Origin of the sequence: Yersinia sp. 2466 StPb PI, from assembly GCF_041538325.1 — a bacterium.
GTDB lineage: Bacteria > Pseudomonadota > Gammaproteobacteria > Enterobacterales > Enterobacteriaceae > Yersinia > Yersinia enterocolitica_E.
Genome location: NZ_JAULSL010000001.1, coordinates 4,652,546 through 4,677,935, shown reverse-complemented (window position 1 = coordinate 4,677,935; position 25,390 = coordinate 4,652,546). Strand labels below are relative to the sequence as shown.

The following is a 25,390-nucleotide window of genomic DNA, read 5'->3' as shown; positions in this document are numbered from 1 at the left end:
GGTAATCGATTGCTTTGTGGCACAGATCAAACAATAAATTCCCCAAGTGAAAGAGAGAGTACTCAACGTTATTGGCATTAATTAAGGCGGGGAATTAGCTGTCTATTGGGTCAACATCCAACGTCCACTTAACCTTACGTGCCTGCGGCAATGTATTGATTAGCGGCTGAGAGGTTTTAATCAGCCGTTGTAGCAATTGCCGTGAAGGGTGCTGTAACAGCAATTGCCAACGGAAGCGTCCACTGCGTTTGGCCTGCAATGCGGGCACTGGCCCCATAATCCACAATGCATCATCTTTGAGTGGGCTGGCTTCCAGTAAATTACGCAATTGTTGCAGGAACAGCGCGGATTGCTGGTTATCGTGATCTTCACTGCGCACGATGATATGGCTGGTATAAGGCGGTAAAAATACGCTTTTACGTTCCTCTAGGGCCTGTTTGGCAAAGGCATCGTAGCCCTGTTGCAGCAAAATTTGCAGCAGTGGATGCTCAGGGTGGTGTGTTTGTAAAATAACTTCACCTTGCTTACCCGCGCGCCCGGCACGACCTGAAACTTGTGTATAAAGCTGGGCAAACCGTTCTGCCGAACGGAAATCTGCCGAGAACAGTGCGCCATCGACATCCAGCAAGGCCACTAGCGTGACATCAGGGAAGTGATGCCCTTTAGCCAACATTTGGGTACCAATCAAGATGCGCGCTCCCCCTTGATGGACATCAGCCAAATGCTGTTCCAGCGAGCCTTTGCGGCTGGTGGTATCGCGGTCAATTCGAGTGATGGGAGTATCCGGGAACAGAGGAGCCAGTTCGTTCTCTAACTGTTCAGTGCCAACACCGACAGAGACCAGATGGGTTGAACCACATTTTGGGCATTGCTGAGGCACCGGGCGCTGGCTGTCGCAATGGTGGCAGCGCAACTGACGGTGATTTTGATGCAAGGTGTAATAGTGGTCGCAACGCTGGCATTCAGCAATCCAGCCACACTCATGGCACAGTAGCGCGGGAGCATAGCCACGGCGGTTCAGGAACAAAATTACCTGATTATCGGCCTGTAAATGGGTTTTCATCCGTTTTAGCAGTGGCTGAGAGAGGCCAACTTTAAGCGGTAAGCCTTTTAAATCGAGCAAATGCTGTACGGCGGGTTTGGCATTCCCCGCCCGTTTAGATAGCGTCAACTGGCGATATTTACCCATTTGCACATTGTGCAGGGTCTCAAGCGCCGGGGTCGCCGTGCCCATCACGATAGGAATGCCTTCTTCACGGGCCCGAAATACGGCTAAATCCCGGGCATGATACCGCCAGCCTTCTTGCTGTTTATAAGAGCTGTCGTGCTCTTCATCGATAATAATGACCCCGAGGCGGGAAAACGGCGTAAACAGTGCCGAGCGGGTACCAATAACAATTGCGGCTTCGCCGTTACGCGCCCGTAGCCAGACGGACAAACGTTCGCTGTCATTTAAACCTGAATGGAGCACCTCAACGGGGGCGTTAAACCTTTCGCGAAAACGAGCGATAGTCTGTGGGGTCAGGCCGATCTCAGGGACTAAAACCAACGCCTGGCGGCCTTGTGCCAGAATATTTTCCAGCACGCTCAGATAAACTTCTGTTTTACCGGAGCCGGTCACCCCAGCCAGCAGCCAGACTGCAAACTGGGTATCTTCACTGCGAATCGCCCCAACGGCGGTTGCCTGCTCGGTATTCAGCCGCAGGCGCTCACCCAGAACGGCGAAGCCGTTGCGCCAATCGGTAGTCGCGATTTCCTGTGCCCGCAGGTCAATTAGCCCTTTACTGCGTAATGCCTGCAATGCGCTTTCGGTGAGTGCCATTTCATTAACTTGATGGCGATAGACCGGTTTTTGCAATAATGCGGCAAGCGCTTGTTGCTGCTTCGGGGCGCGTTTTAAGCTTTCCGGTGGTGTGGCTCGCCCTTGTTCGGTTGCGAACCACTGCCACAACGGCGCAGATTGGGCAGGCTTCCCTTGGCGCAACAGAATAGGTAGAGCATGGAACAGCACTTCACCTATCGGGTAATGATAATACTCGGTTGCCCAGCAGAGAATGCGCCACAAGCTGGGTGGGAATAAGCTGCGCTCATCCAGAACGGCGTCAATGGCTTTCAGTTGTTCAAGGGGGAATGTGCTGGTATCACTGATACCCACCACAATTCCGATGGCTTTGCGTTTACCAAATGGCACACTAACGCGAGCACCGACCACCGGGCAGGCCATGGCGCTGTCTAAACGGTAATCAAAGCTACGGGCCAACGGTACGGGTAATGCCACTTGAACAACGGACATGTGTTTTCATCCTGATAACTAAAATTGGTCTAAATAAGTACAATTGGCCTATACCCTAAATAATTCGAGTTGCAGGAAGGCGGCAAGCGAGAAAATCCCGATGAGCTTACATGAGTAAGTGATTCGGGTTATTGAGCACAGCCAACGCACATGCAACTTGAAGTATGACGGGTCTAAATAAAGATTGAACAGTTTACACTGAGTGCTTCACAATGTGCGGATTCGATTGCGCGGTTTGGTCAAATTCTGTATGATTCGCCGCCTTTGGTATAATTCGATATCAAATCCTGTTAACAACCGTTGCTTACTTTATCCGCAGCTGTTCGTTAACAATCAAATTGTTATTTATCAATCGTGTGGTGTCTGGCGGAACAGGGCTGGATAGCGACACGGCCTAAATATAGAGGTTTTCCATGAAACAAGGTATCCACCCTAAATACGAACAAGTTACTGCTTCTTGCTCTTGCGGTAACGTTATCAAGATCAACTCTACTGTTGGTCATGACCTGAATCTGGACGTGTGCGGCGAATGCCACCCGTTCTACACTGGCAAGCAGCGTGATGTTGCTACCGGTGGCCGTGTTGACCGCTTTAACAAGCGTTTCAGCATGCCGGGCGCTAAGAAGTAATTATTGCCCGTCAGATGAAAAAGGCACCTTCGGGTGCCTTTTTTGTTTCTACATTTCAGGTTCACTATGACTAATGAACCGAGTGGTCGCTGGGGATTAGTATTCCCAGGTATCGGGGTCAACACCCAACTCACGCATTAAAATTTTCGCGGCTTCCGGGATTTCATCGCTACGTTCTTTACGCAGGTCTTCGTCATTCGGTAGCGGCTGGCCGGTAAATGCATGCAAAAAGGCCTCACACAACAATTCACTGTTGGTGGCGTGGCGCAGGTTGTTCACCTGACGGCGGGTCCGTTCATCGGTGAGGATTTTTAACACCTTCAGCGGAATGGATACCGTAATTTTTTTGACCTGTTCGCTTTTCTTACCGTGTTCAGCGTAAGGGCTGACATACTCGCCGTTCCACTCAGCCATGGGACACCTTAAATTTGTCGGGAAAATACAAAATTCTGAAAACCGGCCAATTATGCCCGATCTTCGCTGTTCTCACTAAATAAATGTCGATTTTACTAGAGCAACATCACCCATTTAATCATTTTACTACTTATTGATAGCCGTTACCTTTCGATACGGTCCTTGCGGTTAAACAAAACACCACCGAAAACTCACTGACATCATTAAGATAGTTAAAGCCTCTACAATTTTAGCGGTTATTATTCCATTGCTCAATCTATACGCAAAGAAGTTTAGATGTCCAGATGTATTGACGTCCGTAATTTGTGCGTCTAATCTGGCGTAACATTTTCTTGATAACCGGCTGGTGGAAATCCATATGACGCGTAAACAGGCAACAATAGCAGTCCGTAGCGGGTTGAACGATGACGAGCAATACGGCTGCGTTGTCCCCCCGATTCACCTCTCCAGTACCTATAATTTTATCGATTTTAATCAGCCGCGCGCACATGATTATTCACGTCGCGGGAATCCGACGCGCGATGTGGTACAGCGTGCACTGGCGGAACTGGAAGGTGGTGCGGGTGCAGTCATGACCAGCAGCGGGATGTCGGCGATTCATTTGGTTTGCACCACATTCCTAAAACCGGGTGACTTGCTGGTCGCCCCACACGACTGTTACGGCGGCAGTTATCGTTTATTCGATAGTCTGAGCAAGCGCGGTGCTTATCGGGTGCTGTTTGTCGATCAGGGTGATGAAACGGCATTGAGCCGGGCCTTGGCGGAAAAACCCAAGCTCATATTGATTGAAACACCCAGTAATCCGCTGCTACGGGTGGTAGATATTGCCGCTATCTGCAAGGCGGCACATGCAGTAGGTGCTCTGACGGTTTGTGATAACACGTTCCTCAGCCCTGCCTTGCAGCAGCCACTCTCTTTAGGGGCGGATTTGGTGGTTCACTCCTGTACTAAATACCTAAATGGTCACTCTGATGTGGTCGCTGGTGCGGTAATTGCCAAAGATCCTGAGCTGGCGGTTGAGCTGGCATGGTGGGCGAATAATATCGGGGTAACGGGGGCAGCATTTGATAGCTACCTGTTATTACGCGGTTTGCGTACCTTGTCGCCACGTATGGCTCAGCAGCAACGTAACGCGGATGAGATTGTTCGTTATTTACAGCAGCAGCCTTTGGTGAAAAAGCTGTATCATCCTTCTCTGCCACAACATCCCGGCCACGAAATTGCCTGCCGTCAGCAGTCTGGTTTCGGTGCGATGCTCAGTTTTGAGCTTGATGGTGATGAACAGCTACTGCGTCGCTTCCTCTCAGCCCTTGAGTTATTTACTCTGGCGGAGTCTTTGGGCGGTGTGGAAAGTCTGATTTCCCATGCAGCGACCATGACCCATGCCGGTATGGCACCAGAAGCGCGCATTGCCGCAGGTATTACTGACAGCTTGTTGCGCATTTCCGTGGGTATTGAAGACAGCGAAGATTTGATTGCCGATTTGGAAAATGCTTTCCAGTTGGCGGGAACGAGGTAAGCATGAATGCAACAGCGGTAGCAGCGGCGGTGACCGGCCGTCAACTGCATAAGTTTGGTGGTAGTAGCCTTGCGGATGTGAAGTGTTACCTGCGGGTGGCCAATATTATGGCCAATTACAGTCATCCTGGTGATCTGATGGTGGTGTCTGCGGCAGGCAGTACCACCAACCAACTGATTAGCTGGTTGAAACTGAGCCAAAGTGATCGTCTTTCTGCTCATCAGGTGCAACAAAATTTACGTCGTTATCAACATGATCTGATCAGTGGTTTATTGTCTCCAGAAATGGCCGAACCGCTGATTAGTGAGTTTATCCATGATTTGGAGCGTCTGGCGGGCCTGCTGGATAACAAAGTCGACGATGCAATTTACGCCGAAGTGGTGGGGCACGGTGAGATTTGGTCCGCCCGTTTGATGGCGGCGGTTTTGAACAAGCAGGATATGAACGCCACCTGGCTGGATGCCCGTAGTTTCCTGCGTGCAGAGCGTGCGGCACAACCACAAATCGATGAAGGCCGTTCTTACCCGCTGTTACAACAATTAATGGCCCAGCACCCACATCAACGTTTGGTGGTGACAGGGTTTATCTCGCGCAGTAATTCCGGTGAAACCGTGCTGCTGGGGCGTAACGGCAGTGACTACTCGGCGACACAAGTCGGGGCGCTGGCGGGTGTCGAGCGCGTGACCATCTGGAGTGATGTTGCTGGGGTATACAGTGCTGACCCACGCAAAGTAAAAGATGCCTGTCTGTTACCGTTGCTACGATTGGATGAAGCCAGTGAATTGGCCCGTCTGGCAGCACCGGTGCTGCATACCCGCACGCTACAGCCGGTTTCAGGCAGCGATATCGATTTACAACTGCGTTGTAGTTATCAGCCAGAGCAGGGTTCAACCCGCATTGAGCGCGTACTGGCATCAGGTTCGGGGGCGAAAATCGTTACCAGCCATGATGATGTCTGCCTGATCGAATTGCAGATTGCCGGTCATCACGATTTCTCGCTGGCGCAGAAAGAGATTGATTTGCTACTCAAACGTGCGCAAATCAAACCGCTAGCCACCGGTATTCATCCCGATCGCAATCTGTTGCAACTCTGCTATACCTCCGAAGTAGTTAACAGTGCACTAAGAGTGCTGGAAGATGCCGCGCTGCCGGGTAAATTATCCCTACGCGAAGGGCTGGCACTGGTCGCACTGGTGGGCGCGGGGGTTTGCAAGAACCCACTGCACAGCCACCGGTTCTACCAACAGTTAAAAGATCAGCCAGTTGAGTTTATTTGGCAGGCAGAAGATGGGATCAGCATGGTGGCCGTTTTGCGCCTTGGTCCGACTGAACACCTGATTCAGGGCTTGCACCAGTCACTGTTCCGTGCAGAAAAACGCATTGGTCTGATGCTGTTTGGCAAAGGTAATATTGGTGCCCGCTGGCTGGAACTGTTCGCCCGCGAGCAGAAGAATATCTCGGCGCGCAGTGGTTTTGAGTTTGTGCTAGCAGGTGTGGTGGATAGCCGCCGCAGCCTGTTAAGTTACGATGGGCTGGATGCCAGTCGGACATTGGCATTTTATGATGACGAAGCCAAAGAGCAGGATGAAGAGTCGCTGTTTTTATGGATGCGAGCACACCCGTTTGATGATTTGGTGGTGCTGGATGTGACCGCTAGTGAGTCGCTGGCCGGACAATATCTGGATTTCGCCAGCTACGGTTTCCACGTTATCAGCGCCAACAAACTGGCCGGAGCATCCAGTAGCAATAACTACCGCCAAATTCGCGATGCTTTTGCCAAAACCGGCCGCCACTGGCTGTACAACGCCACGGTGGGCGCTGGCTTACCGGTTAACCACACGGTGCGTGATCTACGTGATAGCGGCGACAGTATCTTGGCGATCAGTGGTATCTTCTCCGGCACGCTGTCGTGGTTATTCCTGCAATTTGACGGCACGGTACCCTTTACCGAATTAGTAGATCAAGCCTGGCAACAAGGTCTGACTGAGCCAGATCCACGGGTGGATCTTTCAGGCCAGGATGTGATGCGTAAACTGGTGATTCTGGCCCGTGAAGCGGGTTATGACATTGAACCGAATCAGGTGCGGGTGGAGTCGCTGGTGCCTGCTGGTGCTGATGTGGGGTCGGTAGATCAGTTCTTTGAAAATGGCGAAGCATTGAATCAGCAAATGATTCAGCGCTTAGAAGCCGCGAATGAGATGGGGTTGGTGTTACGTTACGTGGCACGCTTTGATGCTAATGGTAAGGCTCGAGTGGGCGTTGAAGCAGTCCGTGCTGACCATCCGCTGGCCTCATTGCTGCCGTGCGATAACGTCTTTGCCATTGAGAGCCGTTGGTATCGCGATAACCCACTGGTCATTCGTGGCCCAGGTGCCGGGCGTGATGTTACTGCTGGTGCAATTCAGTCTGATTTAAACCGCCTGTCTCAATTGCTGTAATTTGCATTAACTCGCCTCTTCTGCTTAAGCGGAGGAGGCGAAACTGCCTCTTTAACCCATCCCCTCTTTAATGCCGGTCCCCAAGAGCGCATATTGCTGACAGGCTGTAAGCGAATACCGCGAACCCCTGTAACTTCAAGGGTTAGAGGTCTACATGAATTTTCCGCGTATGGCGTGTGAAGATTAATCATCACCCTAAACTTATTTAAAAGTTGACTCTTTAGCCAACTTCCGTCATTTTCTATTTAGCCGTCTAAACGTATAGACGCTCATAAATGAGCGGTAACAGATAACATAAGTCGTCATAACGACAATGGAGTAACAGGGTATGAGTTTTTTCCACGCCAACCAGCGGGAAGCGCTGAATCAAAGTCTGTCAGAGTTGCAGGGTCAGATTAATGTTTCTTTTGAGTTTTTCCCGCCGCGCACCAGCGAGATGGAAGAGACCCTGTGGAGTTCGATTGATCGTCTGAGCACCCTGAAACCCAAGTTTGTCTCGGTGACTTATGGCGCGAACTCTGGCGAGCGCGATCGTACCCACAGCATCATCAAAGGGATAAAAGAGCGCACTGGCCTGGAAGCCGCACCACATCTGACCTGCATTGATGCTTCACCGACTCAGTTACGTGATATTGCTACCGATTACTGGAACAGCGGTATCCGTCATATCGTTGCTCTGCGAGGGGATTTGCCACCGGATAGTGGTAAACCAGAAATGTACGCATCTGATTTGGTGACCTTGCTGAAAGACGTAGGGGATTTTGATATCTCGGTGGCGGCTTATCCAGAAGTCCATCCTGAAGCTAAAAGCGCGCAAGCTGACCTGATCAACCTCAAACGTAAGATTGATGCGGGTGCTAACCGGGCAATTACCCAGTTCTTCTTTGATGTTGAGAGCTATCTGCGTTTTCGCGACCGCTGTGTGGCTACCGGCATCGACGTTGAAATCGTGCCGGGCATTTTACCGGTATCCAATTTTAAACAGCTTCAGCGCTTTGCCACCATGACCAACGTGCGGGTACCACACTGGATGACCAGTATTTTCGAAGGGCTGGATAATGATCCTGAGACGCGCAAAATGGTGGGTGCCTCAGTGGCGATGGATATGGTGAAGATTTTAAGCCGTGAAGGGGTGAAGGATTTCCATTTCTATACCTTGAATCGGGCAGAGTTGAGTTATGCGATTTGCCATACTCTTGGGGTGAGGCCGTAAGTTGTTAAAGGGGCGCTGGCCCCTTTTCATCATAATCATCAAGTAAACAAAAGATAATCAGGGGAATCGCTTCCCCCAAAATCAATGGTTAACCTGTATTGCGCATGCCCGCAGCGACACCGGCGATAGTCACCATCAATGCCTGCTCAACACGGGCATCTGGGTGCTCATGCTGGCGCGAACGGTGCAACAGCTCAGCTTGCAGCACGTTCAGTGGATCGGTATACACATTACGCAACGCGATCGATTCCGCAATCCACGGTAAATCAGCCATCAAGTGGTCATCGTTGGCGATAGCCAGCACCACTTTAATATCCGCGGCTAACTGGTCACGTAATTGCTGACCCAACGGCCACAGTGATTTATCCACTAAACGTTGGTCGTAATACTCCGCCAGCCACAAATCAGCTTTGGCGAACACCATTTCCAGCATCCCGATACGGGTAGAGAAGAATGGCCAGTCACGACACATCGTGGCTAATACTTCTTTCTTACCGGCATCAATCGCTTTTTGCAAACCGGCCCCTGCACCCAGCCAGGCAGGTAGCATCAGGCGGTTTTGTGTCCAAGCGAAAATCCATGGAATGGCACGTAAGCTCTCGACTCCGCCATCCGCACGGCGTTTTGCCGGGCGAGAACCCAATGGCAACTTACCTAATTCCAGCTCTGGGGTCGCGGCGCGGAAGTAAGGGACAAACTCAGGATTCTCACGCACGTAGCCGCGATACATATCGCAGGAAGCGTCCGATAGAATGTCCATCACCTCAACCCACTCTTTCTTCGGCTCTGGCGGCGGTAACAGATTGGCTTCCAGAATCGCTCCGGCATACAGCGCCAGACTGCTGATAGTGACTTCCGGCAGCCCAAATTTAAAGCGGATCATCTCGCCTTGTTCAGTGACGCGTAAGCCGCCTTTTAAGCTACCCGGAGGCTGAGAGAGCAGGGCTGCATGTGCAGGCGCACCGCCACGGCCGATAGAACCGCCACGACCGTGGAACAGTGTCAGAGAGATACCGGCCTTCTCACAGGTTTTGATCAACGCATCTTGCGCACGATATTGCGCCCAGGATGCTGCCATTACGCCGGCATCTTTTGCCGAGTCGGAATAGCCAATCATCACCATCTGCTTGCCTTGGATCAGGCCGCGATACCAGTCGATATTTAGCAACTGGGTCATTACTTCGTCGGCATTGTTCAGGTCATCAAGGGTTTCGAACAATGGCGCAACTGGCAGCGTGAATGGGCAACCCGCTTCTTTCAGCAGTAAATGTACTGCCAGCACGTCTGATGGCACTTTAGCCATGGAGATAACGTAAGCGGCGATAGAGCCTTGTGGTGCTTCGGCAATCACCCGGCACGTTTCCAGCACTTCTTGTGTATTAGCACTCGGTTCCCATTTCAGCGGAACCAGTGGGCGCTTGGAGTTCAGCTCGCGGATCAGGAAGGCTTGTTTGTCCGCCTCAGACCAGCTTTCATAATCGCCGAGGCCCAGATAACGGGTCAGTTCAGCGATGGCATCGGTGTGGCGGGTACTTTCCTGGCGTACATCGATACGCACCAATGGCACACCAAAACAGCGTACGCGGCGCAGGGTGTCCAGCAGTTGGCCGTTAGCAATGATCTCCATGCCACAGGCTTTCAGAGACTGATAACAGGCGTAAAGTGGGTCCCACAGTTGGTCATTACTCACCAGCAAATCAGTCGGTGGCAAGACACGTTCGCCTTTCAGACGGTCTTCCAGATAAGCCTGAGTATTGGTCAACTGGGTACGGACGCGTTTCATTAATTCGCGATAAGGTTCGACCACCTCTTCGCCACCGGCCAATTCACGCAGTTCCGGGGTACATTCCGACATGGACAGCTCTGATACCAACACTTGAATATCACGCAAGAACAGGTCGGTGGCTTTCCAACGGCTGAGTAACAGCACATGGCGGGTAATTTCAGCGGTAACGTTCGGGTTACCGTCACGGTCCCCCCCCATCCAAGAGGTGAAGCGTATTGGCACGGCCTCTACAGGCAAGCGGTAATCGAGCGAGTTTTGTAACTGCTCGTTAAACTCACGCAGGAATGCGGGCACACCTTCCCACAGGCTGTTTTCAACCACGGCAAAGCCCCATTTGGCTTCATCTACTGGGGAAGGGCGTATTTTACGAATTTCGTCAGTATGCCACGATTGTGCAACTAACTGGCGCAAACGACGCATGATCTTGTTGCGTTCGTAATCGGCTAAGTCATTGTGATCCAACTGGCTCAGGCAGGTATTCACTTCCACCAGTTTGTGGATCAGGGTGCGACGTGTAATTTCGGTTGGGTGAGCGGTTAACACCAACTCAATGGATAACTCATCAACCGCGCTGCGCATATCTTTCTCACTCAGCTTTTTATCTTTTAAGCGAGTGAAAAGCTGGGCCAGAGCTTCTGGGTTACTTGCGGCTTCACCGTGTGGTGAAATACTGTGATATTGCTCTGCCGTATTCGTCAGATTGAGGAATTGGCTAAAAGCACGGGCTACCGGCAGCAGCTCGTCGTTGGACAGATTTTGCAGCGTGGTCAGCAGTTCCTGACGGCTCGCTTCATTACCAGCACGCGAAGATTTGGATAATTTACGGATGGTTTCTACTTTTTCAAGGATGTGTTCACCAAGCGCTTCTTTGATGGTGTCCCCGAGTAGCGTACCGAGCATACTGACGTTACTTCGCATTGCGGAATATTGTTCGTTCATATGACCCCTGACCCATATCCCCTTCGCCCTTGACGCCGCAGGGTGGTTAGCGACGCTTACTCACCTGAATCACTGACCGGTGTCAGCTTATCGGGATTAATGAGCCTCAAAGAGGCTCACCCTGCGGGCTAGCATAAATGCTGTTCAAATCGGTCTTCAACCGATTTGTCTTTCACTTGCTGCCTACCTGCAACGCCAATGACTTTGGGTATAAACTTTTATGGTTTCTTTTTGTAAATTAATTTCACCCAAAAGGCCGAGATGGACAATTCCACTCGCCACGTTCAATTCCATACTCCAATTGACACTATTTTTAGCAAAAAAACATCAATTTTAGGGATATTGCTGAAATTTAATTACCAAGGTCAGGTTATCAGTCTTCCTAATAGGCAAAATTGATCGCCTACCCCATAAGAGGTAATTACTGCTGGCAGAAATGGTCAACCAACTGACCAATCAGCTCGCGGGTTGGCTCGATAAAGGCCATATCGATAAATTCATCTGGCTGATGGGCTTGATCGATCGAACCGGGTCCCAGCACCAGAGTTGGGCACACTTGCTGGATAAACGGCGCTTCGGTGCAGTAGTTCACCACCGCGGTACGCTCACCCAATAATTTCTCGATAACCCCTACCATATGGTGATCGGTTGGGCATTCATAGCCTGGGATCGGTGGATGCAGTTCGTCAATGCTCAAACGGCCTGGCCAGCGCTGGCTTACCGGTGTCAGCGCTTCGGTCATTAACTCATTCAGATCACTTAATGTCAGGCCCGGCAACGGGCGGATATCCATATGCAATTCGCAGCAAGCACAGATACGGTTTGCCGCATCACCGCCGTTAATATGACCAAAATTCATGGTGGGATACGGAATAGTAAACGCCGGATTGTGATAACGCTCTTGCAACTTGGTGCGTAGCTTCATCAATTGAGTGATAGATTCATGCATTAAATCAATGGCATTCACCCCACGTGCCGGATCGCTAGAATGCCCAGACTGACCGGTAATTCGGATAGCATTGGAAATATGCCCTTTGTGCGCCCGCACCGGTTGCAGCGAGGTTGGCTCACCGATAATGGCAAAATCTGGGCGCAACTGGCTGGAGGCGGCAAAGTAGCGCGCGCCTGCCATGGTGGTTTCTTCATCGGCGGTTGCCAGAATATACAGCGGCTTGCTCAGTTTGCTGGCATCGATATCGCGCACCGCATCCAGAATAAAGGCGAAAAAGCCTTTCATGTCGGCGGTACCCAAACCATACAACTTATTGTCATGTTCGGTCAGGGTGAACGGTGAGCGCGTCCAACGCCCTTCATCAAAAGGCACTGTATCGGTATGACCCGCCAGCAATAATCCACCATTGCCTTCTCCAATGCTGGCAAGCAGATTAAATTTGTGGCGTGTATCGGGCACGGGTTGGATCTCGACACGAAAACCCAAGTCTGCAAACCATCCGGCCAACAAGTTGATTAACGCCTCATTACTTTGATCGAGAGCGCTATCGGTTGCGCTGATCGATGGCGTCGCGATTAACGCCCGATACAGCTCAATAAATGGAGGTAATTTCATCTTCACTGTTGACAGCCTTTGGTTAGGATAGTATCAATATTCATGCAGTAATTATGAATAAAAATACATTAAGCTTGAGCGTAAGGGAACCGAAAAACACCCTTAAATTTACGAAAATGTCAACGCTCAATCACGAGGGGAACAGCAAAACCTTGCTGAAAACCCAAATACCGGTTTTGACTACTTATGTCTTTATACCGAATTACATTTTTATACCCAAAGTACTTGGAGTTGCAGGTAGGCGGCAAGTGAGTAATAAGCACTGCTGCAACGTCAAGTAAGCAGGGTAAGGTGAACTGAACCCATGTTGAATACGCTAATTGTTGGTGCCAGTGGTTATGCCGGAGCGGAGCTTACGGCTTACCTGAGTCGTCACCCACATATGAACATAACCGGTTTAACGGTTTCAGCGCAAAGTGCAGATGCAGGAAAATTACTTTCTGACCTGCATCCGCAGCTAAAAGGCATTATTGATCTCCCGCTGCAACCCTTGGTGGATGTGGCTCAGGCGGCAAAAGGGGTTGATGTTGTGTTCCTCGCTACCGCCCACGAGGTCAGCCATGATTTAGCGCCGCAATTTTTAGCTGCCGGTTGTGTAGTATTCGATCTCTCCGGTGCGTTTCGGGTTAAAGATACGGCGTTTTACCGTCAGTATTATGGTTTTGAACATAAACATCCCGATTGGCTGGATAAAGCCGTCTATGGGCTTGCTGAATGGCAGGCAGAAGAGATTAAGCAGGCACAGTTGATCGCGGTACCAGGCTGTTATCCAACCGCATCGCAATTAGCGCTTAAGCCGTTGGTTGATAGCAAATTATTGAATGAAGCACAGTGGCCGGTGATTAATGCGGTCAGTGGCGTCAGCGGCGCAGGGCGTAAGGCCAGTATCGGCAACAGTTTCTGTGAAGTGAGTTTACAGCCCTACGGCTTGTTTAATCATCGTCATCATCCAGAAATTGTGGCTCACCTTGGCACGCCAGTTATTTTTACCCCGCACTTGGGTAATTTCGCCCGGGGCATTTTGGCGACCATTACCTGCCGTCTGAACGCGGGTATTACGGCGCAAGATATTGCCGACGCGTATCACCATGCTTATCAGGATAAACCGCTGGTGCGGTTGTATCAGCAGGGTGTTCCCGCGTTGAAAGCGGTGGTTGGTTTGCCTTTCTGCGATATTGGTTTCTCGGTGCAAGGCGAACATTTAATTATTGTCGCTACTGAAGATAACCTACTGAAAGGTGCGGCAGCTCAGGCTGTACAATGCATGAATATACGTTTTGGTTTTACAGAAACCGAGTCTCTGTTGTGGGGCAAGGTAAGTCACTAGCCGAAATTGCTGGTTGCGGTCATGCCTGTAAACCCATAAATTTTACCCGATTAAATAAGGCGCAAAAATGATGAATCCGTTAGTCATTAAATTAGGTGGCGTGTTGCTCGACAGCGAAGAAGCGCTGGAACGCCTGTTTACTGCATTGGTGACTTATCGCGAAAAGCATGAGCGCCCGCTAGTGATTATGCACGGTGGCGGTTGTCTGGTTGACATTCTGATGAAAAAACTCGCTTTGCCAGTAGTGAAGAAAAACGGCTTACGCGTCACCCCTGCTGATCAGATTGATATCATTACCGGCGCACTGGCTGGCACCGCTAACAAAACCCTGCTGTCTTGGGCGGTGAAACATAATATTAATGCTGTTGGCTTGTGTCTGGGCGATGGTGGAACCGTCTCGGTAACGCTACTGGATGCCGAGCTGGGGCATGTGGGTAATGCTCAGCCGGGATCACCTACTTTGGTGAATACCTTGCTGGCTGCGGATTACATGCCCATTATCAGCTCCATTGGTATTACTGCCGACGGCCAACTGATGAATGTGAATGCCGATCAGGCAGCCACCGCGTTAGCCGCCACCCTTGGGGCAGATTTGATCTTGTTGTCTGATGTTAGTGGCATACTGGATGGTAAAGGCCAACGGATTGCTGAAATGACGGCGCAAAAGGCCGAGCAACTCATTGCTCAAGGCATCATCACCGATGGTATGGTAGTTAAAGTGAACGCAGCACTGGATGCAGCACGCTCACTAGGCCGCCCGGTAGATATTGCCAGTTGGCGTCATGCGGATCAGTTACCGGCACTGTTTAATGGTGAGCCAATTGGCACACGTATTCTGGCCTAAATACCCTTCTTATTTGAAGTTGCAGCGCTGTTAGCGGCTCTTACTCACCCGAATCACTGACTTGAGTCAGCTCAACGGGATTCGTGCGTTTGCTGCCTTGCTGCCACTCCAACTACTTTGGGTATATTATGAGTTTTTATTCTGAAACTAGGGAAGAAAGATTATGGCATTGTGGGGCGGGCGGTTCAGTCAGGCGGCAGATCAGCGTTTCAAGCAATTCAACGATTCACTGCGGTTTGATTATCGGCTGGCGGAGCAGGATATTATCGGTTCTGTTGCCTGGTCGAAAGCGCTAGTGACGGTTGGGGTATTAACGGCTACCGAACAGCAACAACTGGAACAGGCACTTGATGCATTGCAAAAAGAAGTGCAGGCCGATCCGCAGGCTATCTTGCACAGTGATGCTGAAGATATTCACAGTTGGGTCGAAACCAAACTGATTGATAAAGTTGGCGATTTAGGTAAAAAACTGCATACCGGCCGTAGCCGTAATGATCAGGTGGCGACCGATCTGAAATTGTGGTGCAAATTCCAGATTACTGAATTACAAACTGCGGTTAAGCAGTTGCAGCAGGCGCTGGTTGCCACAGCCGAAGCGAATCAGGATGCCGTCATGCCGGGTTATACCCACTTGCAACGTGCTCAACCGGTGACTTTTGCTCACTGGTGTCTGGCGTATGCAGAAATGCTGTCGCGTGACCAAAGCCGACTGCAAGATACCCTGACGCGCTTGGATGTCAGCCCATTGGGCAGTGGGGCATTGGCAGGTACTGCCTATGACATCGATCGCGAACAACTGGCTAGCTGGTTAGGTTTCGCCTCTGCCACTCGCAACAGCCTCGACAGTGTTTCAGACCGCGACCACGTCTTAGAGCTACTGTCTGATGCCAGCATCGGCATGGTGCATTTGTCTCGTTTTGCTGAGGATCTGATCTTCTTCAACAGTGGCGAAGCGGCTTTTGTTGATTTATCGGATCGTGTGACCTCCGGTTCTTCCTTGATGCCACAGAAGAAAAACCCAGATGCGTTGGAATTAATCCGTGGTAAATGTGGCCGGGTACAAGGTGCATTGACCGGAATGATGATGACGTTGAAAGGCTTGCCTCTTGCTTATAACAAAGACATGCAGGAAGACAAAGAAGGGCTGTTTGATGCGTTGGATACCTGGCTCGATTGCCTGCATATGGCGGCGCTGGTATTAGACGGTATTCAGGTAAAACGGCCACGTTGTAAAGAAGCGGCAGAACAGGGTTACGCCAATGCCACTGAACTGGCTGATTATCTGGTCGCCAAGGGCGTACCCTTCCGTGAGGCGCACCATATTGTTGGTGAAGCGGTCGTTGAAGCTATTCGTCAGGGTAAAGCGCTGGAAGCACTCTTGCTGGCTGATTTGCAGAAGTTCAGCGCAGTGATTGGCGATGATGTTTATCCGATTCTGGCATTGCAATCTTGCCTGGATAAACGTGTTGCTAAAGGTGGGGTCTCACCACAGCAAGTGGCTTCTGCTATTGTCGAAGCGAAAGCACGCCTAATTTAATTAGTTAGCTATTAATATTGATAATGGGCCGCTTTATAGTGGCCCATTTTACATTTAAACGTATTTGAAATAATTTACATGTTATTTTTCATATTGTTTTATTTTGATTGACGTTACTCTAACGATTATTTTTCTTATTTAATCTACGTTATAAAACCAATATTTTCAGCCTAATAAGATTTTAATTTTAATATTCAGTTGAGTTTATACCTCTTAGTGATTATGATAATCATTATCAACCAGTGGCGTTGTAGTGAAACCTCTACTAAGATTAAAAATAGAGACATATAATTCAAAATAGCCGAAAACCTATTTTATTCCTGCATTACCTGATCCATTAATAAAGTGGCTGGGCTGCTATTAGATTTAATTCTTTATGATTTTTCTATTTTGAAAAAGGTCAGTCATATCGTTAATAGATAATGACTTTCCTTTGTTCAAACATCTCTGGTTATCCGGCATTAGATTTATTGCTGGCCATTATCACGTCTGCTATTCAAGAACTAAAATAGTTAACAGGTTAATTATATTCATATCGTAAGGATGAAATCTAATAAATGGACAATATAGTGAGAGATAAAAGAAAAATAATAACCTCAATGAATAAAATTGCCCTTGGTATATTTATAGCTCTGGCAACAGCGCAAGGCTATTCTGGCAAAGTTCGTGCGGAGGCAACGGTAACCCCTTCGGCTGAAAATGATATGCTATTGGATAAACTCAAGGTAGAAGGAGCGAATAACTCCCAGGACGGTGACTGGGTATATGATGAGCTGCACTCAGTCAGTGAAATCTCTCGCGAACAATTGGATAATCGCCCTGCCCGCCATGCGGCAGATATATTGGAACAAACTCCCGGTGTCTATTCCAGCGTCAGCCAGCAAGACCCCGCGCTTTCCGTGAATATCCGTGGTATCCAAGACTACGGCCGCGTCAATATGAATATTGACGGCATGCGGCAAAACTTTATGAAAAGCGGTCATGGTCAGCGCCATGGTGTGATGTATATCGATCCAGAAATATTGAGTAGTGTTGTGATTGAAAAGGGGGCCACCAGCGGTATGGGCGGTGCTGGCGTCATTGGTGGGGTTGCCACCTTTAATACAGTCAATGCCAGTGATTTCCTCGAACCGGGCAAAGAACTGGGGGGGCAAATACGTGCCATGACCGGTGATAATGGCACTCAGTTTATTGGTGGTGGTGTCCTGGCGCTGGGTAATGAATATGGTGATCTATTAATTGCTGCCAGTGAGCGCAATCTAAAAGATTATTGGCCCGGCAATAAAGGGGATATTGGTGCTCTTCGTTTTGGCAGAGAAGCCGCCCCAGTTTTAGGCAGAGAAATTACAAATAACAAAGTTGAATTTGCCAACTATAAAATGAGCTCACGGCTCGCTAAACTGGGCTGGAATTTGCCCGCCGACCAACGGCTGGTACTCAGCTATTTGCAAACGCAAATAAATAGCCCCAATGCCAGTATGTTAACGCAGATTGTCGATAAGTCAGATCCCTACCGTAGAATTAAAATGGGCTGGAAAAAGAGCAGCGTAAGTGATGTGCTGAACCGTAGTATAGGGTTGGATTATAGCCTCAAGCCTGAACATATTGCCTGGCTGGATGTGGCGGCTAAAATCTATTACGTTGATACCAATGATGAAACCGATACCCTGTGTTCTGATGCCGTTTTTTGTAAAAAGTTTTGGACTCAAACCCGTTTGAACACCCGTGGTTTACAACTGCAAAATACCAATTACTTTACCTTCGCCGACCACCATCAATTACAAGTCAAATATGGCCTCGAGTGGTTTAGTGACCGCTCCACCGGCAACTCAACTCAAGAAACAATGCTGGGTGTCACCCCACCCGGCAAGCGCACCATGACCAGCACCTTTGCCCAGTTGAATTACGAACATGCAGACTGGCTGCGGCTGGAAGGTGGCCTGCGTTATGATCAATTTCGCTTAAAGGGTAATACCTGGATGCAGAGCAAATCTTTCCTTAGCAACTATTCCCGTGAAAACCCATGCAACACAAAGATACATGAGCAACATCTCGCTGAAAACAGGCGGTGCTCCTATAATAACACGGTCAAAATGACCTGGGATGTGGATCGCCGTGAACAACAGCTTTCGCCCACCTTGGCTATCGGTATCAAACCTGGTGTGCAGTGGCTGGAGTTTTTTGGTAATTACGGCAAATCCTGGCGGCCACCGGCGATTACCGAAGTGCTGGCGACCGGCAGTGCACATGGTCACGGCTGGATTTTGCCCAATCCGTTTCTGGCCGCAGAGCATTCCAAAGCCTGGGAAGCGGGCATTAATATTCAACACAGTAATCTGTTTAGTGAACAAGACCGCCTGGTGGCCAAAATGGCCTACTTTGATACCCGCGTCAGCAATTATATTAATCTTGAATTATCCAAGACCAAACCACTGCTAGGTTACGGTTCCTTTGCAAATGCTACCTACATTAATAATTTATTGGCAGCCCGTTTTCGTGGTCTTGAATATCAATTAAGCTATGACATGGGTTTTTTTTATACCAGTTTAAATTATACCAGAATGATTGGTGTTAATAACTTTTGTTCTAAAAGGGCTTGGTTAGGTGGAGCGCAAACCTTTACATCTAATAAGGATGGTATTTATCCTCTCGAAAATGATAACATGAACAATATGATTGATTGCTTGGCGGGGAATAACTTATTTGGTTCTTCTGCTTATTTGCCCGGTGATCGTGGCAGTTTAACTTTAGGTGGAAGATTATTTGATAAAAAGCTAGATCTCGGCACCATTATTCGCTATAACAAAGGACATCAAGACGCATCGGTTATTAATAGCTACGGCCACGCTAATACCGCTTATGTTGCGGATTGGCCGAAATATACCTTATTTGATCTTTATGCTAGTTATAAGGTAACTAATAATTTAACTTTGCGTAGCACAATAGAAAATATAACTAATCGCGCTTATATAGTCAGTTATGGTGATTCACTTTCTTTTGCGCCAAATCGTGGTCGAACTATTCAGGGCGGTTTTGAATATAAATTTTAGTTATCAATGTTAAATATGAAGCCTTAAATAAACATACTAAATATGAATTTAAAATCTTCAGATGGAATAATAACTTCGTCTGTAGTCACACTGACTCAGTGATGAGTCATATAATGGTTGTTAACAATAAGGAAATTTATCATGACAGTAACGATCCAATATCAAAGCCAATTCAGTAACGACACTCTAACCTCTTATACTCAGCAGTGGGCTACCATTCATGGTGATATAAAAGACACGCAGGCACCAGGCTATGCCAAGGACGTTGGTCAATTTTCTGGCGGGGGGTGGTTTAGTGGTAACCAATATTCAATTGGCAGCTCTCATAGTGGTGCTAGTACTGCAATGATCGTAGAGGGTGATTTGAACTATAATATGGCCCACCATACCTTCCACGGGAAAATGGCAAACTTGGAGTTGGGTAAAAACTTGAAAGATAACTCAGATATCACTGGTAAACAGCTTGACCAAGTGGAAGTGAAATTGAGTGGCATAGATCTGACCGGTGAATTTGACCCTACCAAAACAATGGTAGAAAACCATCAAGGGGATATGCATAAAGCCACCTACGGTTTGATGAGAGGCAATGCAGAACCATTGTTGGAAATCCTCGCCGCTAAGGGTATTGATGTGAATACCCCACTGAAGGATATGCCAATCGCCAGCCAATTTGACGTTATGGCGTCAGATGCACCAATGATTGATACCGTTGGTGTGATTGAAAGCAGCGATATGTTGTTAGCCGCTTAATAAATAGAACCGCCGGGAAAGGATTTTCTGGTTGATTCTCGCTGCTGTGTAATATGTGTCAGTGTATTTGTAATGAGTATAAGTGCGCCACCACCGTACTCTGGTAGATCTGGTTTCTTCTTGGCTGCGGCGGTGGTTCATATTGATATTTTAAATATTAGATTAAAATTCGCAGATTAATTTACCTACAGAATAATATAACTTAATGATGAGTGATATTTTTAATTAAAGGGATTTTAATATGACTGTGACGATTAAGTATCATGAAGAATTTAAAAATGAAACTATCTCTTCTTATACCTACTGGTGGGCCACTGATTTTGGTGATATAGCTCAAAAGTCGGGTGACGGAGGATATAGTATTTACTCGGCTGGTCCAAATTCGCCCACCGTTGGTATAAAACTCGCGATTCAAAATAGCTCCCCTCAAAGTAAAGCTGCAATAGTGATGGAATCTAAGGGAGTACACGCGGCGATGGTTATGGAAGCTCACGGAGTGAAGTTATCCGAAGTGTCTCCCATCATTCCCGGTGAAAACGAAAGTCTGCAATTTGGTGCGAATTTAATTCCTATTCCTGATATTAACTTAGAGGATCCTCAGTTTCATCAGCTTCAACTCCAGCAAGTGCAACTGAAATTCAGCGGATTAGATATCTCAAATGATATTGATATCTCTTTTTTAGAGATCCTTTATGCAATGCTTAGAGATAATAGCTATCCGAGTGATATGGATCTTGGTGTCTATGGCCTGCTGAGGGGCAATAACGCTTCCATACTAAAAATACTCGAATCCCAAGGTGTAGATGTAAACACGCCACTCAAAGATTTGGCGCTTGCCAGTCAGTTTGACGTTATTGTTGATATACCCGTCATTGACACCGTGGCTGATAGCAGTGAGCTATTATTAGCCGCTTAACGTTTAACAAAGTTAGTGTTGTATATTAACTTTAAAATTATTTAAGTGGATTAAATAATTTATTCAGTAGTAAAGATTGTTCAATGATAAAGTATTATTTAAAATTAAAAGGATATCATTATGACAGTAACTCTAAAATACAATGAATCAATTAAATATGAAACTATTTCCTCTTATGCTCACCAGTGGGCTGCGGCTTATGGTGACTTAATTAACATACCCAACATCCATGATAATTATACTTTTTCCAGCGGCACTGATATGGATAATAATAGAATCGCTCTGGCTGAATTTCAAAACCCAGATGGGCCAGCCGCGCTAATTATTGGTGGAACTCTATTGGGTGATAATGGCTTCATGGAACGGGGGAATTACATCCAATCCTTAGAATTTGGTAATTCATTTGTTCCTAATGCAGATAACACCTCTAATACCCCTAAGCAGCTTGATCAAGTACAGTTGAGACTAGATGGTTTAAGTATTGACGGTGATTTTTATTATTCGGTATGTTCATTGTCCAGAACGATGCATGCAGAGCCAGGAAAACCTTACCAAGGTGGCGAGGGTGAAGGCATTTACAATTTATTGAGAGGTAATGCTACCCCTATGCTGGAACTCCTCAAAGCCCAAGGTATTGATGTAAACATACCACTTAACGATATGGCGACTGCCACTCAGTTTGACGTTATTGTTGATATGCCGGTTATTGACACTATTGGTGTAACTGACGGGAGTGACATATTATTAGCCGCGTAATAAAGACAACCGACAAATGACTTTCTGGTTAGAAAAATAATACTACCGCCATATTCTCTAATTCACTTTTTATTACTATATAGGCGGTAGTTCATTTTGTTGCTTTTCTGAAAATGACTTTCTTTTGAACATCAATCTGTTCTGATAAATATATATTACTTTAATTTAATATCAGTCGCAGGAATTATTACGAAGAATATACATTCTGTATGGAAATTGATGCCATGGAATCAAGCAAAAACGCTAGCTCTTCGTCGGCATCGCCAACGATATTCTCAGCTCTGGCCCATCATAAAAAAAGTCTCTGGGGTATAGGGCTATTTACTGCTGTAATCAATCTGCTGATGTTGGCACCCGCAATCTACATGCTACAAGTTTATGATCGTGTTCTCGCTTCAGCGAATACCATGACGCTATTAATGCTGACGATTCTAGTATTGAGCATATTTGCCTTTATTGGACTATTAGAATGGATTCGCAGTGCGGTAGTTATTCGGCTGGGCACACGTATTGATATGCAGCTTAATCAACGAGTCTTTAATGCTGCTTTTGCTTCCCAACTTATGGGCCATAAAACACCTGCGGCTCAGGCATTGAATGATTTAACTTCTCTGCGCCAGTTCGCGACGGGCAGTGCTTTGTTTGCCTTTTTTGATGCGCCGTGGTTCCCGTTGTATTTGCTGGTGATTTTTCTCCTCCACCCTTGGCTGGGGGCACTGGCAGCCGCCGGCGCTTGTATATTGATATTTTTGGCTTGGCTCAATCATTGGATATGTAAAAAGCCGCTAAAAGAAGCCTCAATAATCACGGCACAAGCAACACAGCATGCTAATGCGAATTTGCGCAATGCAGATGCCATCCAAGCAATGGGGATGTTAAAAGCCTTACGTGAACGCTGGCTGAGGCAACACTCTCAATTTCTCTATCAGCAAAATGTTGCCAGCGATAAAAGCAGCCGCGTGACGGCTTTATCCAAATCTAGCCGTCAGGCGTTGCAATCTATGATGTTGGGGCTAGGCGCGTTGTTGGTAATCGATGGTGCTATTACCGCAGGTGTGATGATTGCTGGCTCTATCTTGGTCGGTCGGGTGTTAGGGCCAATTGATCAACTGATTGCGGTTTGGAAACAGTGGAGTCACACGCGACTGGCCTACCAACGTCTCTCTTATCTGTTGGCGCAACAGCCTCAACCCGCTACTGGTATGATTTTGCCGCCTCCACAGGGCAAATTAAGCGTCACACAACTTACAGTTTGCAAACCGGGAACACATATTCCGGTATTGCAATCTATCAACTTTGAACTGCAACCCGGTGATGTGCTTGGCATTTTGGGGCCGTCAGGCAGTGGTAAATCCACTCTGGCGAAGTTGTTGGTCGCAAGCCAATCTGCATTCAGTGGCTCGGTTCGTCTAGACAGTGCAGACATTTCTCAGTGGGATAAAAGCCATTTAGGGGCCTTTATTGGTTATCTACCCCAAGATATTCAGCTATTTCGCGGTTCAATTGCTGAAAACATTGCGCGTTTTGGCCCGATTGATAATGCAAAAGTTATTGCTGCCGCACAATTAGCCGATGTGCATGACTTGATTCTGCATCTACCGCAAGGCTATGACTCTCAGCTAGGAGACGAAGGCGAAGGGTTATCCGGCGGCCAGCGGCAGCGAATCGCCTTGGCGCGGGCTGTGTATGGGATACCAAGGCTTATCGTATTAGATGAGCCAAATGCCAGTTTGGATAAAGAAGGTGAAAAAGCCTTATTAGCTGGCATTTGCCAGCTAAAACAGCAGGGCAGCACGATTGTGATGGTCACCCATAAACCAGAACTGTTATCGGGTAGTGATTACTTATTGTTTTTAAAAAGTGGGCAAATAGAGCTGTTTGATCGTACTCAGAGCATATTGAAAATAAAAGATAAAGCAGCAGTTGAACCTGAGACCAAAGCATTTAACACGCGTAATGGCTGGGGTAGTGGGGTGTCATATGACGTTGCTCCCATTCGCACCGCATCACAAAAATAAACACCACGGAGGGAGATAAAACAATGCTACCTGAATCAAGCCGTTTTCCAGTTACTGATGAAAACCATCAGCAGCAAAACCGATTACGGCCACAGATAAATAGTTGCTACTATCTAAATCTTGGTGGGTTACTGGTTGTCGGTGGTTTTATTGGTTTTTTACTTTGGGCTGCGCTGGCACCACTGGATAAAGGGATTGCGGTTATTGGCCAGGTTGTGGTTGCTGAAAATCGCAAAGTTATCCAGCCCCTGCAAGGGGGGCGTATCCAACAGTTACATATTGCTGAAGGGGAAGAGGTAACCATAGGGCAATTACTCATCACCATGGATGATTCAGTGATTCGTAGTCAGCGGGATAGCCTGAAAAATCAGTACTTAAGTGCTTTGGCGCAGGAGGCTCGCTTAACCGCTGAGCAGGATGGTGTGAGTGAAATTATTTTTCCTGAAACATTACTCCTGCATCCAACCCAACCGCTGGTTGAACGTAATATTGTCTTGCAGCAACAACTTTTCCATCACCGTCGCCAGGCTCAATTGAGTGAGATTGCTCGGCTATCTGCGCAAATTACGCGTCATCAAGACCGGTTGAATGGCTTGCAGGCGATGCGGCGTAATAATCAGCGTCAATCGGACTTATTCCAACGACAATTACAAGGTGTTCAACTGTTGGCGAAAAATGGTCATGTTGCTAACAATCAGTTACTGGATATGGAGCGTCAGGCGATATCACTCCATGCACGGGTAGAGCAGGATACCAGTGATATTGAAGAGGCTCATAAACTAATTGATGAAACCGAACAGCATATTTCACAACGGCGTGAACAGTATCAAAGTGAGAATCGTGAGCAATTAGCGAAAGCGCAGCAAAATACCCAAGACTTGAAGCAGCGTTTGAGCATAGCAGAATATGAGTTGGATAATACCCGGATATATGCCCCAGTCAGTGGTGCGGTTATTGCTCTGGCTCAGCATACGGTGGGAGGCGTGGTGAGTAGCGGGCAAACATTAATGGAACTGGTCCCCAGTGGGCAACCATTATTAGTTGAAGCCCAGTTACCAGTAGAGCTAATTGATAAGGCCAGAGCAGGCTTACCCGTTGATCTCAATTTTTCTGCTTTTAATCAGAGTAATACCCCTAAATTATACGGTTCTGTATTACATGTTGGGGCCGACCGTATACAGCATCCGCAAACCTCACAGCCTTATTACCCTTTAACCGTCGCTATTGATATGTCTCAAACCGAGTTGGCCATCCGGCCCGGTATGTCTGTTGATGTCTTTATCCGAACCGGGGAAAGATCATTACTCAATTATCTGTTTAAACCGTTAGCGGATCGCCTGCATGTAGCATTTGCTGAAGAATAACGCTTTTGGCGAGTCACTGTTGGTAACTCA

At 47.8% G+C, this 25,390-nt stretch carries 17 protein-coding genes; 13 read left to right on the top strand and 4 right to left on the bottom strand.

Annotated elements, in window-relative coordinates; translation table 11 throughout:
* Positions 1–94 precede the first annotated feature (94 nt).
* Complete coding sequence (gene priA, locus Q2T72_RS21095) at positions 95–2,293, bottom strand: primosomal protein N' (RefSeq protein WP_372560120.1); 2,199 nt, start codon at positions 2,291–2,293, stop codon at positions 95–97.
* Positions 2,294–2,706: 413 nt separating this feature from the next.
* Here priA and rpmE point away from each other — a divergent pair, with 413 nt between their 5' ends.
* Positions 2,707–2,922 carry a 50S ribosomal protein L31 gene (gene rpmE, locus Q2T72_RS21090; protein WP_083161786.1) on the top strand — a complete coding sequence of 72 codons (216 nt, stop codon included), beginning with the start codon at positions 2,707–2,709 and terminating at the stop codon, positions 2,920–2,922.
* Positions 2,923–3,018: 96 nt separating this feature from the next.
* Here rpmE and metJ read toward each other — a convergent pair whose 3' ends face one another.
* Positions 3,019–3,336 (bottom strand): met regulon transcriptional regulator MetJ, encoded by a 318-nt coding sequence (metJ, locus tag Q2T72_RS21085; protein WP_004392248.1) that lies wholly within the window; start codon positions 3,334–3,336, stop codon positions 3,019–3,021.
* Positions 3,337–3,694: 358 nt separating this feature from the next.
* Between metJ and metB the strand changes: the two genes are divergently transcribed.
* From metB to metF, 3 genes are all read left to right on the top strand, one after another.
* On the top strand, positions 3,695–4,855 hold the full coding sequence (gene metB / locus Q2T72_RS21080; RefSeq protein WP_083161788.1) for a cystathionine gamma-synthase: 1,161 nt from the start codon (positions 3,695–3,697) through the stop codon (positions 4,853–4,855).
* 2 nt (positions 4,856–4,857) lie between these two features.
* Positions 4,858–7,293 carry a bifunctional aspartate kinase/homoserine dehydrogenase II gene (locus Q2T72_RS21075; RefSeq protein WP_083161790.1) on the top strand — a complete coding sequence of 812 codons (2,436 nt, stop codon included), beginning with the start codon at positions 4,858–4,860 and terminating at the stop codon, positions 7,291–7,293.
* 328 nt (positions 7,294–7,621) lie between these two features.
* The gene (gene metF / locus Q2T72_RS21070) at positions 7,622–8,506 is read left to right on the top strand and encodes a methylenetetrahydrofolate reductase (protein ID WP_083161792.1); all 885 of its coding nucleotides are present in this window, start codon (positions 7,622–7,624) and stop codon (positions 8,504–8,506) included.
* Positions 8,507–8,594: 88 nt separating this feature from the next.
* Here the strand turns inward: metF and ppc are convergent, their stop codons facing one another.
* Together ppc and argE are read right to left on the bottom strand one after the other, a co-directional pair.
* Positions 8,595–11,231 carry a phosphoenolpyruvate carboxylase gene (ppc, locus tag Q2T72_RS21065; protein WP_083161794.1) on the bottom strand — a complete coding sequence of 879 codons (2,637 nt, stop codon included), beginning with the start codon at positions 11,229–11,231 and terminating at the stop codon, positions 8,595–8,597.
* 421 nt (positions 11,232–11,652) lie between these two features.
* Positions 11,653–12,798, bottom strand: a complete 1,146-nt coding sequence (gene argE / locus Q2T72_RS21060) for an acetylornithine deacetylase (RefSeq protein ID WP_193784854.1) — start codon at positions 12,796–12,798, stop codon at positions 11,653–11,655.
* A gap of 304 nt (positions 12,799–13,102) precedes the next feature.
* Here argE and argC point away from each other — a divergent pair, with 304 nt between their 5' ends.
* From argC to Q2T72_RS21015, 9 genes are all read left to right on the top strand, one after another.
* Complete coding sequence (gene argC, locus Q2T72_RS21055; RefSeq protein WP_083161798.1) at positions 13,103–14,125, top strand: N-acetyl-gamma-glutamyl-phosphate reductase; 1,023 nt, start codon at positions 13,103–13,105, stop codon at positions 14,123–14,125.
* Positions 14,126–14,195: 70 nt separating this feature from the next.
* Positions 14,196–14,969 carry an acetylglutamate kinase gene (argB, locus tag Q2T72_RS21050; RefSeq protein WP_083163986.1) on the top strand — a complete coding sequence of 258 codons (774 nt, stop codon included), beginning with the start codon at positions 14,196–14,198 and terminating at the stop codon, positions 14,967–14,969.
* A gap of 163 nt (positions 14,970–15,132) precedes the next feature.
* The gene (gene argH / locus Q2T72_RS21045; protein ID WP_083161800.1) at positions 15,133–16,506 is read left to right on the top strand and encodes an argininosuccinate lyase; all 1,374 of its coding nucleotides are present in this window, start codon (positions 15,133–15,135) and stop codon (positions 16,504–16,506) included.
* Between the two features lie 557 nt (positions 16,507–17,063).
* Positions 17,064–19,556: a TonB-dependent hemoglobin/transferrin/lactoferrin family receptor gene (locus tag Q2T72_RS21040; RefSeq protein ID WP_193784759.1), complete on the top strand. Its 2,493-nt coding sequence runs from the start codon at positions 17,064–17,066 to the stop codon at positions 19,554–19,556.
* 141 nt (positions 19,557–19,697) lie between these two features.
* On the top strand, positions 19,698–20,306 hold the full coding sequence (locus Q2T72_RS21035) for a heme acquisition protein HasA (protein ID WP_083161802.1): 609 nt from the start codon (positions 19,698–19,700) through the stop codon (positions 20,304–20,306).
* 241 nt (positions 20,307–20,547) lie between these two features.
* Positions 20,548–21,222 (top strand): heme acquisition protein HasA, encoded by a 675-nt coding sequence (locus Q2T72_RS21030; RefSeq protein ID WP_372569779.1) that lies wholly within the window; start codon positions 20,548–20,550, stop codon positions 21,220–21,222.
* Positions 21,223–21,342: 120 nt separating this feature from the next.
* On the top strand, positions 21,343–21,978 hold the full coding sequence (locus tag Q2T72_RS21025) for a heme acquisition protein HasA (RefSeq protein ID WP_372569778.1): 636 nt from the start codon (positions 21,343–21,345) through the stop codon (positions 21,976–21,978).
* A 224-nt stretch (positions 21,979–22,202) separates the two neighbouring features.
* Positions 22,203–23,996 carry a type I secretion system permease/ATPase gene (locus Q2T72_RS21020; RefSeq protein WP_083163988.1) on the top strand — a complete coding sequence of 598 codons (1,794 nt, stop codon included), beginning with the start codon at positions 22,203–22,205 and terminating at the stop codon, positions 23,994–23,996.
* Positions 23,997–24,019: 23 nt separating this feature from the next.
* Positions 24,020–25,360 carry an HlyD family type I secretion periplasmic adaptor subunit gene (locus Q2T72_RS21015; RefSeq protein ID WP_372569777.1) on the top strand — a complete coding sequence of 447 codons (1,341 nt, stop codon included), beginning with the start codon at positions 24,020–24,022 and terminating at the stop codon, positions 25,358–25,360.
* The last annotated feature ends 30 nt before the right edge of the window (positions 25,361–25,390 follow it).

Coding starts and splice junctions, on each gene's coding strand:
- argE (WP_193784854.1), bottom strand. CDS start 12,798: ATGAAATTACCTCCATTTATTGAGCTGTATCGGGCGTTAATCGCGACG.
- Q2T72_RS21015 (WP_372569777.1), top strand. CDS start 24,020: ATGCTACCTGAATCAAGCCGTTTTCCAGTTACTGATGAAAACCATCAG.
- Q2T72_RS21030 (WP_372569779.1), top strand. CDS start 20,548: ATGACTGTGACGATTAAGTATCATGAAGAATTTAAAAATGAAACTATC.
- rpmE (WP_083161786.1), top strand. CDS start 2,707: ATGAAACAAGGTATCCACCCTAAATACGAACAAGTTACTGCTTCTTGC.
- Q2T72_RS21020 (WP_083163988.1), top strand. CDS start 22,203: ATGGAATCAAGCAAAAACGCTAGCTCTTCGTCGGCATCGCCAACGATA.
- argH (WP_083161800.1), top strand. CDS start 15,133: ATGGCATTGTGGGGCGGGCGGTTCAGTCAGGCGGCAGATCAGCGTTTC.
- argC (WP_083161798.1), top strand. CDS start 13,103: ATGTTGAATACGCTAATTGTTGGTGCCAGTGGTTATGCCGGAGCGGAG.
- metB (WP_083161788.1), top strand. CDS start 3,695: ATGACGCGTAAACAGGCAACAATAGCAGTCCGTAGCGGGTTGAACGAT.
- ppc (WP_083161794.1), bottom strand. CDS start 11,231: ATGAACGAACAATATTCCGCAATGCGAAGTAACGTCAGTATGCTCGGT.
- priA (WP_372560120.1), bottom strand. CDS start 2,293: ATGTCCGTTGTTCAAGTGGCATTACCCGTACCGTTGGCCCGTAGCTTT.
- Q2T72_RS21025 (WP_372569778.1), top strand. CDS start 21,343: ATGACAGTAACTCTAAAATACAATGAATCAATTAAATATGAAACTATT.
- metF (WP_083161792.1), top strand. CDS start 7,622: ATGAGTTTTTTCCACGCCAACCAGCGGGAAGCGCTGAATCAAAGTCTG.
- Q2T72_RS21075 (WP_083161790.1), top strand. CDS start 4,858: ATGAATGCAACAGCGGTAGCAGCGGCGGTGACCGGCCGTCAACTGCAT.
- Q2T72_RS21035 (WP_083161802.1), top strand. CDS start 19,698: ATGACAGTAACGATCCAATATCAAAGCCAATTCAGTAACGACACTCTA.
- argB (WP_083163986.1), top strand. CDS start 14,196: ATGAATCCGTTAGTCATTAAATTAGGTGGCGTGTTGCTCGACAGCGAA.
- metJ (WP_004392248.1), bottom strand. CDS start 3,336: ATGGCTGAGTGGAACGGCGAGTATGTCAGCCCTTACGCTGAACACGGT.
- Q2T72_RS21040 (WP_193784759.1), top strand. CDS start 17,064: ATGGACAATATAGTGAGAGATAAAAGAAAAATAATAACCTCAATGAAT.